12 protein-coding genes are annotated in these 13432 nt (G+C 74.1%); 9 read left to right on the top strand and 3 right to left on the bottom strand.

The window, feature by feature from the left end; all coding sequences use genetic code 11:
• Window positions 1-101 precede the first annotated feature (101 nt).
• Together OTB20_RS20305 and OTB20_RS20300 are read left to right on the top strand one after the other, a co-directional pair.
• Window positions 102-1004, top strand: coding sequence for a PPK2 family polyphosphate kinase (locus tag OTB20_RS20305; protein ID WP_420716446.1), 903 nt, complete (start codon window positions 102-104; stop codon window positions 1002-1004).
• Between the two features lie 17 nt (window positions 1005-1021).
• Entirely contained in the window at window positions 1022-2014 is a 993-nt protein-coding gene (locus OTB20_RS20300) for a polysaccharide deacetylase family protein (RefSeq protein WP_420716444.1), read from the top strand.
• A 16-nt stretch (window positions 2015-2030) separates the two neighbouring features.
• Here OTB20_RS20300 and OTB20_RS20295 read toward each other — a convergent pair whose 3' ends face one another.
• Window positions 2031-2231 (bottom strand): hypothetical protein, encoded by a 201-nt coding sequence (locus OTB20_RS20295; protein WP_243331418.1) that lies wholly within the window; start codon window positions 2229-2231, stop codon window positions 2031-2033.
• Window positions 2232-2336: 105 nt separating this feature from the next.
• Between OTB20_RS20295 and OTB20_RS20290 the strand changes: the two genes are divergently transcribed.
• The 5 genes from OTB20_RS20290 to OTB20_RS20270 all read left to right on the top strand — a co-directional run bounded on the left by OTB20_RS20290 (window position 2337) and on the right by OTB20_RS20270 (window position 8384).
• Entirely contained in the window at window positions 2337-3086 is a 750-nt protein-coding gene (locus tag OTB20_RS20290) for an aminoacyl-tRNA hydrolase (protein WP_267819401.1), read from the top strand.
• A 127-nt stretch (window positions 3087-3213) separates the two neighbouring features.
• Window positions 3214-4614 (top strand): DUF692 domain-containing protein, encoded by a 1401-nt coding sequence (locus tag OTB20_RS20285; RefSeq protein ID WP_267819400.1) that lies wholly within the window; start codon window positions 3214-3216, stop codon window positions 4612-4614.
• The gene (locus tag OTB20_RS20280) at window positions 4611-5654 is read left to right on the top strand and encodes a TIGR04222 domain-containing membrane protein (protein WP_267819399.1); all 1044 of its coding nucleotides are present in this window, start codon (window positions 4611-4613) and stop codon (window positions 5652-5654) included. The genes OTB20_RS20285 and OTB20_RS20280 overlap by 4 nt, the downstream gene beginning before the upstream one ends.
• Window positions 5655-5738: 84 nt before the next feature.
• Window positions 5739-6521, top strand: a complete 783-nt coding sequence (locus tag OTB20_RS20275) for a TIGR04222 domain-containing membrane protein (protein WP_267819398.1) — start codon at window positions 5739-5741, stop codon at window positions 6519-6521.
• Between the two features lie 81 nt (window positions 6522-6602).
• Entirely contained in the window at window positions 6603-8384 is a 1782-nt protein-coding gene (locus tag OTB20_RS20270; RefSeq protein ID WP_267819396.1) for an alpha/beta hydrolase, read from the top strand.
• A gap of 106 nt (window positions 8385-8490) precedes the next feature.
• On the opposite strand, the gene hemQ is transcribed toward OTB20_RS20270, so the two are convergent.
• Together hemQ and hemG are read right to left on the bottom strand one after the other, a co-directional pair.
• Window positions 8491-9204, bottom strand: coding sequence for a hydrogen peroxide-dependent heme synthase (gene hemQ, locus OTB20_RS20265; RefSeq protein ID WP_267819395.1), 714 nt, complete (start codon window positions 9202-9204; stop codon window positions 8491-8493).
• Window positions 9205-9208: 4 nt separating this feature from the next.
• A complete protein-coding gene (hemG, locus tag OTB20_RS20260; RefSeq protein ID WP_267819394.1) occupies window positions 9209-10699 on the bottom strand; it encodes a protoporphyrinogen oxidase in 1491 nt (496 codons plus the stop codon).
• Window positions 10700-10855: 156 nt separating this feature from the next.
• On the opposite strand from hemG, the gene OTB20_RS20255 reads away from it, so the two are divergent.
• Both OTB20_RS20255 and OTB20_RS20250 read left to right on the top strand, forming a co-directional pair.
• Window positions 10856-11905 carry a DUF4349 domain-containing protein gene (locus OTB20_RS20255; RefSeq protein ID WP_267819392.1) on the top strand — a complete coding sequence of 350 codons (1050 nt, stop codon included), beginning with the start codon at window positions 10856-10858 and terminating at the stop codon, window positions 11903-11905.
• A gap of 64 nt (window positions 11906-11969) precedes the next feature.
• The gene (locus OTB20_RS20250) at window positions 11970-13358 is read left to right on the top strand and encodes an FAD-dependent oxidoreductase (protein WP_267819390.1); all 1389 of its coding nucleotides are present in this window, start codon (window positions 11970-11972) and stop codon (window positions 13356-13358) included.
• Window positions 13359-13432: the final 74 nt, after the last annotated feature.

The raw sequence follows: 13432 nt of genomic DNA, 5'->3' as shown, positions 1-13432 counted from the left end.
AGGCGGCGAAGCCGGCCGATCCCGGGGCCGGCGCCGCCGCCACTGCCGCCACCGGTGGCAAGCCGAAGTCCAAGCCCCTCTCGCTCCGCGAGCTGCTCCGCATCTCCGCCGAGAGCTCCAAGGGTTCCAAGGGCGGCGAGTCCGCAGGCCACGGCCACGGGTACGACGCCCCTCTGAGCCCCCTGCTCCGCATCCCCTCCGGTGAGCGCGTCGACCTCGGGGCCATCCGCACCGGAGCCACCCCGGCCGGTCCCACCGACAAGGCGGCCGGCGTGGCGGCCACCGCGCAGATGGGCGAACGGCTCGCCTCCCTGCAGGAGCGGCTCTACGCCGCCAGCACGGCCGGCGACCGCCGCCGCGTCCTGCTCGTGCTCCAGGGCATGGACACCAGTGGCAAGGGCGGCACCGTCAAGCACGTGATCGGCCTGTTCAACCCCTCCGGCTGCCGGATCAAGGCCTTCAAGGCGCCCACGCCCGAGGAGCAGAACCACCCCTTCCTCTGGCGCATCATGAAGGCGCTCCCCCAACCGGGCGAGATCGGCATCTTCGACCGTTCGCACTACGAGGACGTCCTCATCGCCCGCGTCCGCGACCTGGTGCCGCGCAGTCAGCTGGGCCGCCGCTACGCGCAGATCAACCGGTTCGAGAAGTCCCTCGCCGACGACGGCGTCACCGTGGTGAAGGTCTTCCTCCACATCGGCTACGAGGAGCAGCGCAAGCGGCTCCTGGAGCGGCTCGACAACCCGGACAAGCGCTGGAAGTTCAACGCGGGCGACATCGAGGAACGCTCCGTGTGGCCCGCGTACCAGCAGGCGTACGAACTGACCCTGGAGCGCTGCTCCACGGACGCCGCGCCCTGGTACGTCGTCCCCTCCGACCGCAAGTGGTACCGCAACTGGGCGATCAGCAAACTGCTGCTGGAGCATCTGGAGGGCATCGCGCCGCAGTACCCGAAGGGTGACTTCGACGTGGAGGAGTGCCGCGCACGCCTGCTCGCCACATAGTCATATATTTTGCGTATGTGATCACCTCAGTGCGCAGGACGGCTGCCGTCGCGGCCGTAGCAGCCCTCAGTGCCGCCCTCGCCGCGTGCGGGAGCGGCGCCGGTACGTCGGACGTCGGCGGCCAGGCCCGGATGGGAGCCTCCGCGGCTGGCGCCGGTACGTCGGACGTCGGCGGCCAGGCCCGGATGGGAGCCTCCGCGGCCCCCTCCGGGCCGGCCCCGGTCTCCCCCTCCGCCGCCGTCTCCGCTGCCCCGCAGTCGAGGCCGCAGAGCAGTCCGCCGGCTGCCCCGCAGGCCGGAGCCCCCGGCAAGGCGCCGACGATGGCTCCCGGTCCGGGCGGTCTGACCCCCGTCTTCGACCGCGCGAAGCAGCACACCGACAAGACGGTGGCCCTGACCTTCGACGCCGACATGACCTCCGATCAGGGGCCGCGCGCGGCGGGCGGCGAGCACTTCGACAACCCGCAGCTGATTTCCGCGCTGCGCACCCTGAAGGTGCCCTCGACGGTGTTCATGACGGGCCGCTGGGCCGAGGAGTACCCGGACCAGGCGAAGTCCATCGGCACGGACCCGAACTTCGAGATCGCGAACCATTCGTACAGCCATCACGCCTTCAAGTCCCCCTGCTACGGACTGCCCACCCTCGACGAGGCCGCCGCCCGTGCCGACGTGGACCGGGCGTTCGAGGCCTTCCACAAGGCCGGCGCGGTCAACACCGTCCCGTACTTCCGCTTCCCCGGCGGCTGCTACGACGACGAGGCGCTGCGGGCCATCTCCACCGCCAAGGTCACGGCCGTCCAGTGGGACGTGGTCAGCGGGGACGCGTTCGCGAAGGACCCCGACGCGGTGGCCGAACAGGTCCTGGCCGGTGTGAAGCCCGGCTCGGTCGTGGTCATGCACTGCACACGCAGCGCCGCCCCGGTCACCGAGGAGGCCATCCGGAAGATCGTCCCGGAGCTGCGCAAGCGCGGCTACCGGTTCGTCAAGGTCTCCGAGCTCATCGGAAAGTAGCCCCGGTCCCGCGGGATCAGCCGGAGCAGGCCGTGCGCTGCGCGTCCTGCCACTCGCACACCGGGCACAGCACCACGCCCGGTGTCGCGACCCCGTACTCGGTGGGCTTGCCGCACTCCACGCAGTCGGCGTACGGCGGCCCGGCCACCCGCCCGGCGGGTGCCGCGGGGGCGGGGCAGTACGAGGAGTCGGGCGCGTGCTGCTCCGTCTGGTCCATGCGTACGAGCCTACCCACCCGCGCCGGGCCGCGACCGGGCGCGGTCGGCGGACGGCGGCCACCTCGGAGGCCGTCCCGCGGGCGGAGGCTGGCAGACTTGGCCGGATGAGCACCGAGGACACGCGCCACGACACCCAGGTACCCGCCGTCGGGGCAGACAGCCCCTTCCGGCAGGAGCGCATCGCCCGCGACGAGGCACCGCAGTTCGTCCTCCCGCTGGTGGTGCGGATCGAGAAGACGGATCCGCCGGCCCGGACCGACGCCCTGGAGACGGCCGCCCGCGCGGTGCTCGTACTGCTCACCGACGAGCGGGCGGCCGGCGAGGGCGAGTGGGCCGAGGCGGTCCGGGACTGGCAGGACGCGCGGATCCGCAAGGTGGTGCGCAGGGCGCGCGGGGCGGAGTGGCGCAAGGCCGGGACCCTGCCGGGTCTCACGGTCCACGGCGCCGTCTGCGAGGTACGGGTCTTCCCGCCGGTCCCGCTCGACGGCTGGCCCAAGGAGCTGGCCAAGCTCCAGGTGTCGGGCACCGACCTGGACGATCCGGAGCCTTCCCCGGCCGCCGGGGCCGGACTGCCGGTCCTCTGGTTCAACCCCGGTCTGGACATGTCGGCCGGCAAGGCCATGGCCCAGGCCGGTCACGCGGCGCAGCTGGCGTGGTGGGAGCTGACCGGCCCGGAGCGGGCCGCGTGGCGCGAGTCGGGCTTCCGCCTGGCCGTACGGACGGCCGCGCGCGAGCGGTGGACGGAGTTGTCCGGGAGCGGGCTGCCGGTGGTGCGGGACGCGGGGTTCACGGAGATCGCGCCCGGCTCGTGCACGGTGGTCGCGGACCATCCGGCGCTGCGGGCACGGCTGTAACGCGTACCGGCGGGGCGGCCCGCGGCAGGGAACCTCAAATGTTGCTCTGAACGTCCCCCTGGGTGGTTGGCCCGACTCCGTCGGGGCCATGACATCGGCACACGGACCGATGAGAGGGGGCGGGGAGATGAAGCCCATGGCACACCTGGGGGTGGGCATCGGCTGGCGGCCGGAGATCGCGCGAGCGGTGGAAGGCCTCCCCGGCTTGGACTGGGTCGAGGTGGTGGCGGAGAACATCTGCCCCGGCCACCTGCCGGAGTCCTTGCTGCGGCTGATCGAACGCGGTGTCCGCGTGGTGCCGCACGGGGTCTCGCTGGGGATCGGCGGCGCCGACCGGCCGGACCCGGCGAAGCTGGCCGCGCTCGGGGAGCGGGCGGTGGCGCTGGGGGCTCCGCTGGTCACCGAGCACATCGCCTTCGTACGGACCTCCTCGGTGGCGCCCGGGCAGGTGCTCGAAGCCGGGCACCTGCTGCCCGTGGCGCGGACCCGGGACGCGCTGGACGTGCTCTGCGAGAACGTACGGATCGCGCAGGACTCCCTGCCCGTGCCGCTCGCGCTGGAGAACATCGCGGCACTGGTGTCGTGGCCCGGGGAGGAGCTCACCGAGGGACAGTTCCTGACGGAGCTCGTGGAGCGGACGGGCGTGCGGCTGCTGATCGACGTGGCCAACCTGCACACCAACCGGGTCAACCGGGGGGAGGACCCGGCCGCCGTACTGGACGGGATCCCGCTGGAGGCGCTGGCCTACGTGCACGTCGCCGGGGGCGTGGAGCGGGGCGGGGTGTGGCACGACACGCACGCGCACCCCGTACCGAAGGTGGTGCTGGACGTGCTGGCGGAACTCCGGGCGCGGGTGGATCCGCCGGGAGTGCTGCTGGAACGGGACGACGACTTTCCCGCGGAGGCGGAGCTCGCGGGTGAGCTGGCCGCGATTCGTGAGGTGCTGCGGGGCAAAGGCCCTGCGGGCTCTGCCCGGACCCGCGCCTCGAACGCCGACGGCGCTGATTCCGAGTCCGCCCCGGCCGGCTCCTCGAAGGGCGGCGGGGCCGAGTTGAGCTCCGCCGAAGCCGGGATTCGGCCCGCCGAGGTTCGGGTTCGCTCCGCCGAAGCCGGACTGGACGGTGTGCGGACCAGGGTCGGGATCGGGCAGACCGCCCTGCTGTCGGCGCTGGTCGCCGGGACGCCGGTGCCCGAGGGCTTCGACCGGCAGCGCGTACGGATCCAGGCGCGGGCGCTCGCGGCCAAGCGGGCCGGGGTCGTGGCCCGGCTCGCGCCCGAGCTGCCCGGGATCCTGGGCGGGGAGGACGCGTACCGGGAGGCCTTCCTCGGCTACGCCCGGCACCGGCCCATGGCCGCCGGATACCGGCGCGACGCGCTGGACTTCGCCGAGCACCTGCTGGTCCGGGACCTGCCCGCCGACCCCGCCGCCCGGCGCCGGCTCACGCTCTGGTGGCGTGAGCGGTCCGGGGCGCGGCCGCCGCGCCGGGCCGTGCGCTGGGCCCGAGCCCTGGTGGGGAGGGCCGCATGAACCTCTTCGACTTCCTCGCCGTCGCCGTCTGGATCGGCGTCATCACCTCCAGCGTCAGCCTCCTGCGCGGTCTGCGGCAGTCGCAGCCGCCCTCGCTCGGCCCCGCCCCGCGCCTGCACGACCTGTCCGAGGCCGCCTTCATGGCTGGTGGGCCCGGCGCCGTGGTGGACGCCGCGCTCGTCTCGCTGCTCTGCGACGGCCGGATGCTGGTCGGTGGGCCCGGCATCGTCCAGGTACGGCCCGGGGTGCGGGCCGCCGACCCCGCCGAGCGGGCCGTGCTCCAGGCCCACCAAGGCGCCCCGTCCGGGTGGCTGTACCAGATCCGCTACGCCGCCATGCGGGACCCGGCCGTTCAGGAGACCGGCGACGCGCTGGCTGCCCGCGGGCTGATCGCCACCCCCGGCGGCCGGCACCGCTGGCTGCGCCACGGAGTGGTGCAGGCCGTGGTGTGCGCGGTGGGCCTGGTGCTCTCGCTGCCGCTCTCCTTCCTCGGCTTCGTGCTGCAGGAGGATTCCGGCTCCTTCCACGTGCCGTTCGTCGTCGAGGTCTTCCCCGTTCTGCTGGGCGGCATCGTCCTCGGCACCATCGGCGCCTCCCGCGCCCGGCAGCGGATCACCCCGGCGGGGGCAGCGGCGCTGCGCCACATCCGGGCCCACTACCGGGCCGACCTGAGCCCGTACGTCCAGACCTCGCTGTTCGGGCTGCGGGGCCTGCGGGACCCGTACCTGCGGGAGCAGTTGGTGCCGGCGGCCCGCGGGACCCGGCTGGCGGCGGCCCAGTCGCACACGCGTTCCAGCAGCTCGGAGTCCTCCTGGCTGGCCGGGGCCGCGGTCGTCTGGTGCGCGAGCTCCGACGGCGGCGGGTCCGGTGGGTCGAGCTGCGGGTCCTCGGGCGGCAGCAGCTGCTCCTCGGGCTCGGGCTGCGGTTCCTCCGGGAGCAGTTGCGGGAGCGGTGGATCCAGTGGTTCGAGCTGCTCCAGCGGGTCGAGCGGTTCGAGTTGTAGCAGTTCGTCCAGTTCCAGCTGCGGCAGCAGTTCCTGACCCTCCATCACGGGGCCGTCACGAGCTGCTCACACCTCGACAGAAACCTGTACCGGCCGGTTCCACATATTGTAGAACTCGGACATGTTCTGGGTCCTGTTCCTCCTCCTCGCCTGGGCAGGGCTGCTGATCGCGTGCGCCCGCCTCCTGAAGGCCGCCGCCGAACCGGCGGAGCCCGCTCCGGGCACCGCCGCAGCGCGCCACCACGAGCTGAACCTGTACGAGGCCGCCTACCTCGCCGGCGGCCCGGAGCGGGTGGCCGAGCTGACCCTGCTGTCGATGCAGCGCCAGCGGCGGCTGCTGCTCGCGTACACGGGCTGGGCGACCGTGGTCGACCCGGTGGGCCTCGATCCGTACGAGCGCTCGGTGCTCGGCGCGTTCGGGCCGGACGGGCAGGAGCCGGTGACCTCCGTACGGGCCGTCGCGGCGCGGGATCCGGCCGTACGGGCCCTCGCGGACCGGCTCGGAGAGGCCGGCCTCGCGCTGGGCGACGGGGCCCAGCGGGAGATAGGTGCGGGGATCCGGTCGGTCCGGCAGGCCACCGGGCTGGTCATCGCCATGGCGGTGGCCGCACTGTGCGTACCCGCCGGGCAGACCACGAACACGATGATCCTGTGCTGGTTCGCACTGCCGCTGATCCTCGCACTGGGGTGCCTGGCCATCGCCCGCGTCGAGGGGCACGCGCAGTCCGCGTGGGCCTCCCCCGCCGGTCGCAGGCTGCTCGTGGAACTGGGGCGCGAGCGCGCCATGAGGGGCTCGCTCACCGCGGTGGCCCTGCGGGGGCTCCGCGCGGTCACCGAACCCGAGCTGCGGGCGGCGCTCACCTACGGCAGGCGGGGGCGGATTCCGGGGCAACGGGGGCATTGAGCACGACACCGGCCGACGGTCCTGTACAGGAGGCCGCCCGCCGGATCTCATCGCACTGTCCGATGAGATGAGAGGCCCGCCATGCGCATGCCCCGGGTGCCCGCCACGGTCGCGCTGGCCGCCGTCGCGCTGGCCGCCTCCCTGCCGGCGGCCTTTGCCGCCGGGTCCGCTCCACCGGCCCCTCCACCGCTCGCCCCGGCCGTTGCGCCGATCCTTGCCCCGATCCCGCCCCGCCCCCCGTCGGCGACCGCCGCGCCGGCCGCGGCCGGCGCCGAGCTCGTGGCCCGGCGGGCCGCGGCCGCCGCAGCGCGCACGGGACCCGCGGGCAGCCCGGCAGGCTCTTCGGGAACAGGCCGTCAGGGTGCCCGCGACGGGCTGGAGTTCGGGCCCTGCCCCGTCGCCGAGGGGCTCGGGCCGGACGTGCTGTGCGGCGCTCTGCGGGTCCCGGTCGACTACGCCCGGCCCGACGGGGCGCAGACCGAGCTCCTCGTCAGCCGGGCCGCAGCCTCCGGCGCGGGCGGGGTCCGGCGGCAGGGGGCGCTCGTGTACAACCCCGGCGGACCCGGCGGGAACGGGCTGTTCTTCCCGCTCGTCGCCGACCTGCCCGAGTGGCGCCGCGTCCGGGCGGCCTACGATCTCGTCGGTTACGCCCCCCGCGGGGTCGGCCGCTCCGGGCACCCGCTGTCCTGCCAGGACCCGGCGCAGTACGCCAAGGCCCCGGCGGACGCCGCCGGCGCGCGGCCGGACGCCACCGCCAAGGAGGACCGGATCTCCGCCGCACGGGCCTATGCCCGCGGCTGCGCGGAGCGGGCCGGGGCGTCCCTCGGCTCGTACACGACCCTGAACAACGTCCGCGACCTGCACGTGCTGCGCGCCGCGCTCGGCGAGAGCGAGCTGACCTTCATGGGGGCCTCGTACGGCACTTACCTGGGCGCGGTCTATGCCACCCTCTACCCCGGCCACGTCCGCCGCATGGTCTTCGACTCGGCCGTCGACCCCGACCCGCGGAAGATCTGGTACGGCAACAACCTCGCCCAGGCCTCCGGTTTCGAGCGCCGCTGGGCCGACTTCCGGGCCTGGGCGGCCCGCCACCACGCCGCGTACGGGCTCGGCTCCACCCCCGAGGCCGTGCAGGCGAGTTACGAGCGGGTGCGGGCCGCGCTCGCCCGCGAACCGGCGGGCGGGGAGGTCGGCACGGGGCAGCTGCACTCCGCGTACTTGCGGGCCGCGTACTACGACGAGGTCTGGCCGGGCCGCGCGGCGGCCCTGGCGGCGTTCCTGCGCGGCGATCCGCGCCCGCTCGTGGAGCTCGCCGCCCCGGACCCGGCGGCGGCCGCCCTGGCCGAGAACGCGACGGCCGTCTACACGGCGACCCTGTGCAACGACGCCCCGTGGCCCGCCGACTGGGAGACCTGGGACCGCGACAGCACCGAGCTGGCCCGTACGGCCCCTTTCGAGACCTGGACCAACACCTTCCTGAACCTGCCCTGCGCCTTCTGGCCGGTCCGCGAGCGGCAGCGGCCGGTGGACGTGGGGCTGCGGCCGGGCGTCCCGCTCCCCCGCACGCTGATCGTGGCGGCCGAGCGGGACGGCGCGACCCCGTACCGGGGTGCGCTGGAGCTGCTGCGGCGGCTCGGCCCGCGGGCCGCGCTGGTGACGGAGGAGGGGGCCGGTACCCACGGAGTGGTCGGCGGACGCAATGACTGCGTGGACGCTCACGTGGAGCGGTACTTGCTGACAGGTGACACCCCGGGGCGGGATGTCACGTGTGCGCCGCATCCGGAGCCCGCACCGGTGTCGCTGGACGACCGGGCAGCGACGGCCCAGGGGCACCCCAGGGCACTGCTGCCGCCAGTCGTCTGAACTTCCGGGCGGGATCTCCGGCTGCGTCGATTCGGGGGCAGGGCCTCCCGATCCACCGGCAGAACCGCGGTCGGCGGTCCTCCGGTTCTTCCCCCCAGGGGAGGTATCAGGCGAGTCCGGCCACCAGATCGGCGACGGACTTGCGGCGTCCGGTGTAGAAGGGCACTTCTTCACGGACGTGCATACGGGCCTCGGAGGCGCGCAGGAGGCGCATGAGGTCGACGATGCGGTACAGCTCGTCGGCCTCGAAGGCCAGCAGCCACTCGTAGTCGCCGAGCGAGAAGGAGGCAACGGTGTTGGCGCGCACGTCGGGGTAGCCGCGGGCCATCATGCCGTGGTCCTTGAGCATGCGGCGGCGGTCCTCGTCGGGCAGCAGGTACCAGTCGTAGCTGCGTACGAAGGGGTAGACGCTGACGTAGTCGCGCGGCGTCTCGTCGGCCAGGAAGGCCGGGATGTGGGACTTGTTGAACTCGGCCGGGCGGTGCAGGGCCATGTTCGACCAGACCGGCTCCAGCGCGCGGCCCAGCTTGGTGCGGCGGAACAGGTTGTACGCGGCCTGCAGCTCGTCGGAGGTCTCCGCGTGCCACCAGATCATGATGTCAGCGTCGGCCCGCAGGCCGGAGACGTCATAGGTGCCGCGGACGGTGATGTCCTTGGCGGCCAGCTGGTCGAACAGCTCCTGGACCTCGTCGGCGAAGCCGGCGCGGTTCTCGGGAAGGACGTCCTTCAGCTTGAAGACGGACCACAGGGTGTAGCGGATGACCTCATTGAGGTCCTTCGCCTTCTTCCCCGCGTTGGGAATCTTCTCTGGTGCAGTCATCTGTCTATTGTCCCGTGTGCTGATCAGTGGTCGGTGCCAGGGGTACCCCACCGGTCCCCGACGTGGCGATCACCACGTCGGCGGCCTTGCCGGCGCTGGCGATGCAGGCCGGGATGCCGACCCCGTCGTACAGCGCTCCGCACACCGCGAGGCCCGGCAGGGCCGCGACGGCGGCGCGGATCCGGGTCACCTTGGCAAGGTGACCGACGTGGTACTGGGGCAGGCCGCCGTCCCAGCGGGTGACGGTGGAGGCGATCGGGCGGGTGGCGGGCGCGAGCCCCACGGCCGCGCCGAGGTCGGCGAGGGATACCTCGACCAGTTCCTCGTCGGAGCGCCCCAGATCGCCCTCGTCGCCGTGGCGTCCGACGGAGGTGCGCAGCAGGAAGATGTCGGGATCGGTCCCGGCCCAGGCCCACTTGTTGCTGGAGAAGGTCGAGGCCTTGATGGTCCGGCCGTCCACGGGCGGTACGAGGAAACCGCTCGGGCCGCCCCGGGCGACCGCGGCGGGCAGCTCGGAGCGCCGCAGCGCCATCGTGACCAGGGCCATGGAGGCGTACTCGATCCCGCGCAGTTCGGCGGCCGCCACGGGCGCGGACCCGTCGAGCAGCCGGGCGGCGGGACCGGCCGGAACGGCCAGGACCACCCCGTCGGCCTCGATGGCCTCGGCGCCGGCCGGGGTGTCGGCGACGACGCGCCAGCCCGTGGCGGTACGGGTCAGCTCGCGCGCGGGGGTGTCGAGGAGGATCCGGGCTCCGGCCGCCCGGCAGGCGTCGGCGACGGCGAGCGGGAGCCTGCCGATGCCGCCGTCGATGCCGGAGAAGACGGGCCCGCTCGGAGCCGAGGCGGCCCGGCGCTGCAGGTCCCGTACGCCCTCGCCCAGGGAGGCGTGGGTGCGGGCGGCCTCGAAGAGCTGGGGCACGGCGGCGCGCATCGAGATGCGGTAGGCATTGCCGGCGTAGACCCCGCCGAGCAGCGGTTCCACGAGCCGGTCGACGACCTCGTGGCCCAGGCGGGCGGCGACGTACTCGCCGACGGCCACGTCCTCGTCGGCCTCGATGGGCGCCGGTCCCTCCTCGGCCCCGGCCCGGGCCAGGCCCTCGGCGGAGAGCACCCCGGAGGCGGCGAGCGGGCCGAGGTCTCCGGGGACGCCCATGACGTGGCCGGTCGGCATGGGCCGCAGCACGCCGCGGGTCCACAGGCGGGCGGTGCTGGTGGCGGGCGGCTGCAGGGCGTCGCCGAGGCCCACGGCGCGGGCCAGTTCGAGCGCTTCGGGGCGACGGGCGAGCACGGATTCGGCGCCGAGGTCCACGCGCAGGCCGGCCAGTTCGCCCGAGCGCAGCTTGCCGCCGAGGCGCGGGCCTGCCTCCAGGAGGGTGACGCGAAGGCCCTCGGCGAGCAGCCGGTGGGCAGCCGCGAGGCCGGCGATACCGCCGCCGATGACGACGATGTGGCCGGCGGGAGCCGGCCGGTCCGTACGCGTGTCCGCTTCGTGCATGGACACATCGTCTCAGACCGCTCATCAGGCGGTCACCGAGGCCTGACCGTGACCGCTTCGGCATCACCTCGGGACCGTGCGTACGAAACCCGGGACGGGACCCGGGACGTCAGAACCTCGACATCGACATTCGCAGATTCCCGGGGGGACCCAACGATGCACACCCAGCACGGACGATACGGACGGTACGGGCGGCGTTCGGCGACGGCCCTGGCCGCGCTCTCCCTGGCCGGGGCCCTCGTCCTCACCGGCTGCGCCGCCGGCGACGCCTCCTCGGACAAGGCGGCGGACTCGGCGGCCTTCCAGGGGCAGGAGGCCGACGGGAAGGGCCCGGCGGCGGCTCCGGCCGCGCCGGGCGCACCGGCGCCGAGCGCCGACGGCAAGCAGCCGCAGACCCCCGAGGTCCGGACCCAGATCATCCGGACGGCGACGCTGGGCGTGGAGGCGGCGGACGCCCAGAAGGCCGCGGCGGGGGCCCGGACGGCGGCGGAGAACGCGGGCGGCTACGTGGGCAACGAGGCCACCACACGCCATTCCGACGGGTCGATGACCTCGACGGTGACCCTGCGGGTGCCGGGCGAGCGCTTCGACGCGGTCCTGGCCGCGCTGGAGGGCAGCGGGAAGCTGCTCGACCGCAAGGTCGAGGCGCAGGACGTGACGCAGAAGGTCGCGGACGTCGACAGCCGGGTCAAGACCCAGCAGGCGAGCGTGGCGCGGGTGCGCGAGATGATGGAGAAGGCCACCGGGCTGAGTGAGGTGGTCACGCTGGAGGCCGAGCTCAGCAAGCGCCAGTCCGATCTGGAGTCGCTGCTCGCCCAGCAGACCGCGCTGAAGGACCAGACCTCGCTCGGCACGATCACGCTGACGCTCACGGAGAAGGGGCAGTCGGCGGCGAAGGATCCGAAGAAGCCGGATCCGGGCTTGGGCGACGCCCTGTTCGGTGGCTGGCGGGTCTTCGCCGACGCGCTCCTGTACCTGCTGATGGCGCTCGCCGCGGCCTCCCCGTTCCTGCTGACGGGCGGGGTCCTGCTGCTCTGCTTCCGGCTGTACCGCAAGTGGCGGCCCGCGAAGCCGAAGACCGGTCTTGTGCCCACGCGACGGCTTCCGGCGCAGACCGGGCCCGGGTGGCAGACGCCCAAGCCCCCGGCCGGCGCCCCTTCGGAACCGGCCGATCCGGCGAACCCTCCGACGGACGTCCGGGACTGAACGCCCGTCCGCCCGTAGCGTTGGCCCCGTAGGCACTGGCGGCGGGGAAGGACGGTAGGGGCGGATGGGGAACGGCAGGCAGCGACTGGTGGTGGTCGGCGGTGACGCGGCGGGCATGGCGGCGGCGTCACAGGCCCGGCGGCTCAAGAGCCCGGCGGAGCTGGAGATCACCGCCTTCGAGCGCGGGCACTTCACCTCGTACTCCGCGTGCGGGATCCCGTACTGGGTCGGCGGCCTGGTCGGCGGCCCGGACGAGCTGATCGCCCGGACGCCCGAGGAGCACCGCGCGCGGGACATCGACCTGCGGACGCGGACGGAGGTCCTGGAACTGGACCTCGCGGGGCAGCGGGTGCGCGCCCGGGACCTGGAATCGGGCGCCGAGTACTGGACGGAGTACGACAAGCTCGTCCTCGCCACCGGCGCCCGCCCCGTCCGCCCCCGGCTGCCGGGCATCGGCGCGCACGGGGTGCACGGGGTGCAGACGCTGGACGACGGGCAGCGGCTGATGGCGGACCTGGAGCGGACGGCCGGCCGCCGGGCGGTGGTCGTGGGCGCCGGGTACATCGGCGTGGAGATGGCGGAGGCGCTGGTCGGGCGGGGCTTCGAGGTCACCGTGCTGCACCGGGGGGAGCAGCCGATGTCCACGCTGGATCCGGACATGGGCGGCCTGGTGCACAGTGCGATGAACGGCATGGGCATCCGTACGGTCGCCGGAGCCGAGGTGGCGAAGATCCTCCCCGACGAGGAGGGCCGGGCCCGCGCCGTGGCCACGGCCTCGGGCGAGGAGTACCCGGCGGACGTCGTGGTCCTCGGCATCGGCGTCGAGCCGCGCACGGCGCTGGCCCGCGCGGCGGGACTGCCGCTGGGCGAGTCGGGGGGCCTGCTGACGGACCTGTCGATGCGGGTGCGGGGCCACGAGAACATCTGGGCGGGCGGCGACTGCGTGGAGGTCCTGGACCTGGTGGCGGGCCGTATGCGGCACATCGCGCTGGGCACGCACGCGAACAAGCACGGCCAGGTCATCGGCTCGAACGTGGGCGACGGCTATGCGACCTTCCCGGGCGTGGTCGGCACGGCCGTGAGCAAGGTCTGCGATCTGGAGATCGCGCGTACGGGGCTGCGCGAGCGGGACGCGCTGGCCGTCGGCCTCCGCTTCGTCACCGCGACGATCCGCTCGACGAACACGGCGGGCTACTACCCGGGGGCGGTGGAGATGACGGTGAAGATGCTGGCGGAGCGGCGCACGGGCCGCCTGCTGGGAGTCCAGATCGTCGGCGGCCCGGGCTCCGCGAAGCGGGTGGACGTGGCCGCGGTGGCCCTGACGGCCGGCATGACGGTGGAACAGGTCGTCTCCCTGGACCTGGGCTACGCCCCGCCGTTCTCCCCGGTCTGGGACCCGGTCCTGGTGGCGGCCCGCAAGGCGGTCACCGCGGTGCGGGCGGCGGGGGTCTAGCCCGCCGGGGCTCCCGGCCGCGCCGGCCCGGCGAGTCCGGTCGGTCTCCCCGCCGGATGTACGAAACGTCGGTC

Source organism: Streptomyces sp. H27-H1, assembly GCF_026627445.1.
In the GTDB taxonomy this organism is placed as follows: domain Bacteria; phylum Actinomycetota; class Actinomycetes; order Streptomycetales; family Streptomycetaceae; genus Streptomyces.
This window is presented reverse-complemented; position numbering and strand designations above follow the sequence as displayed.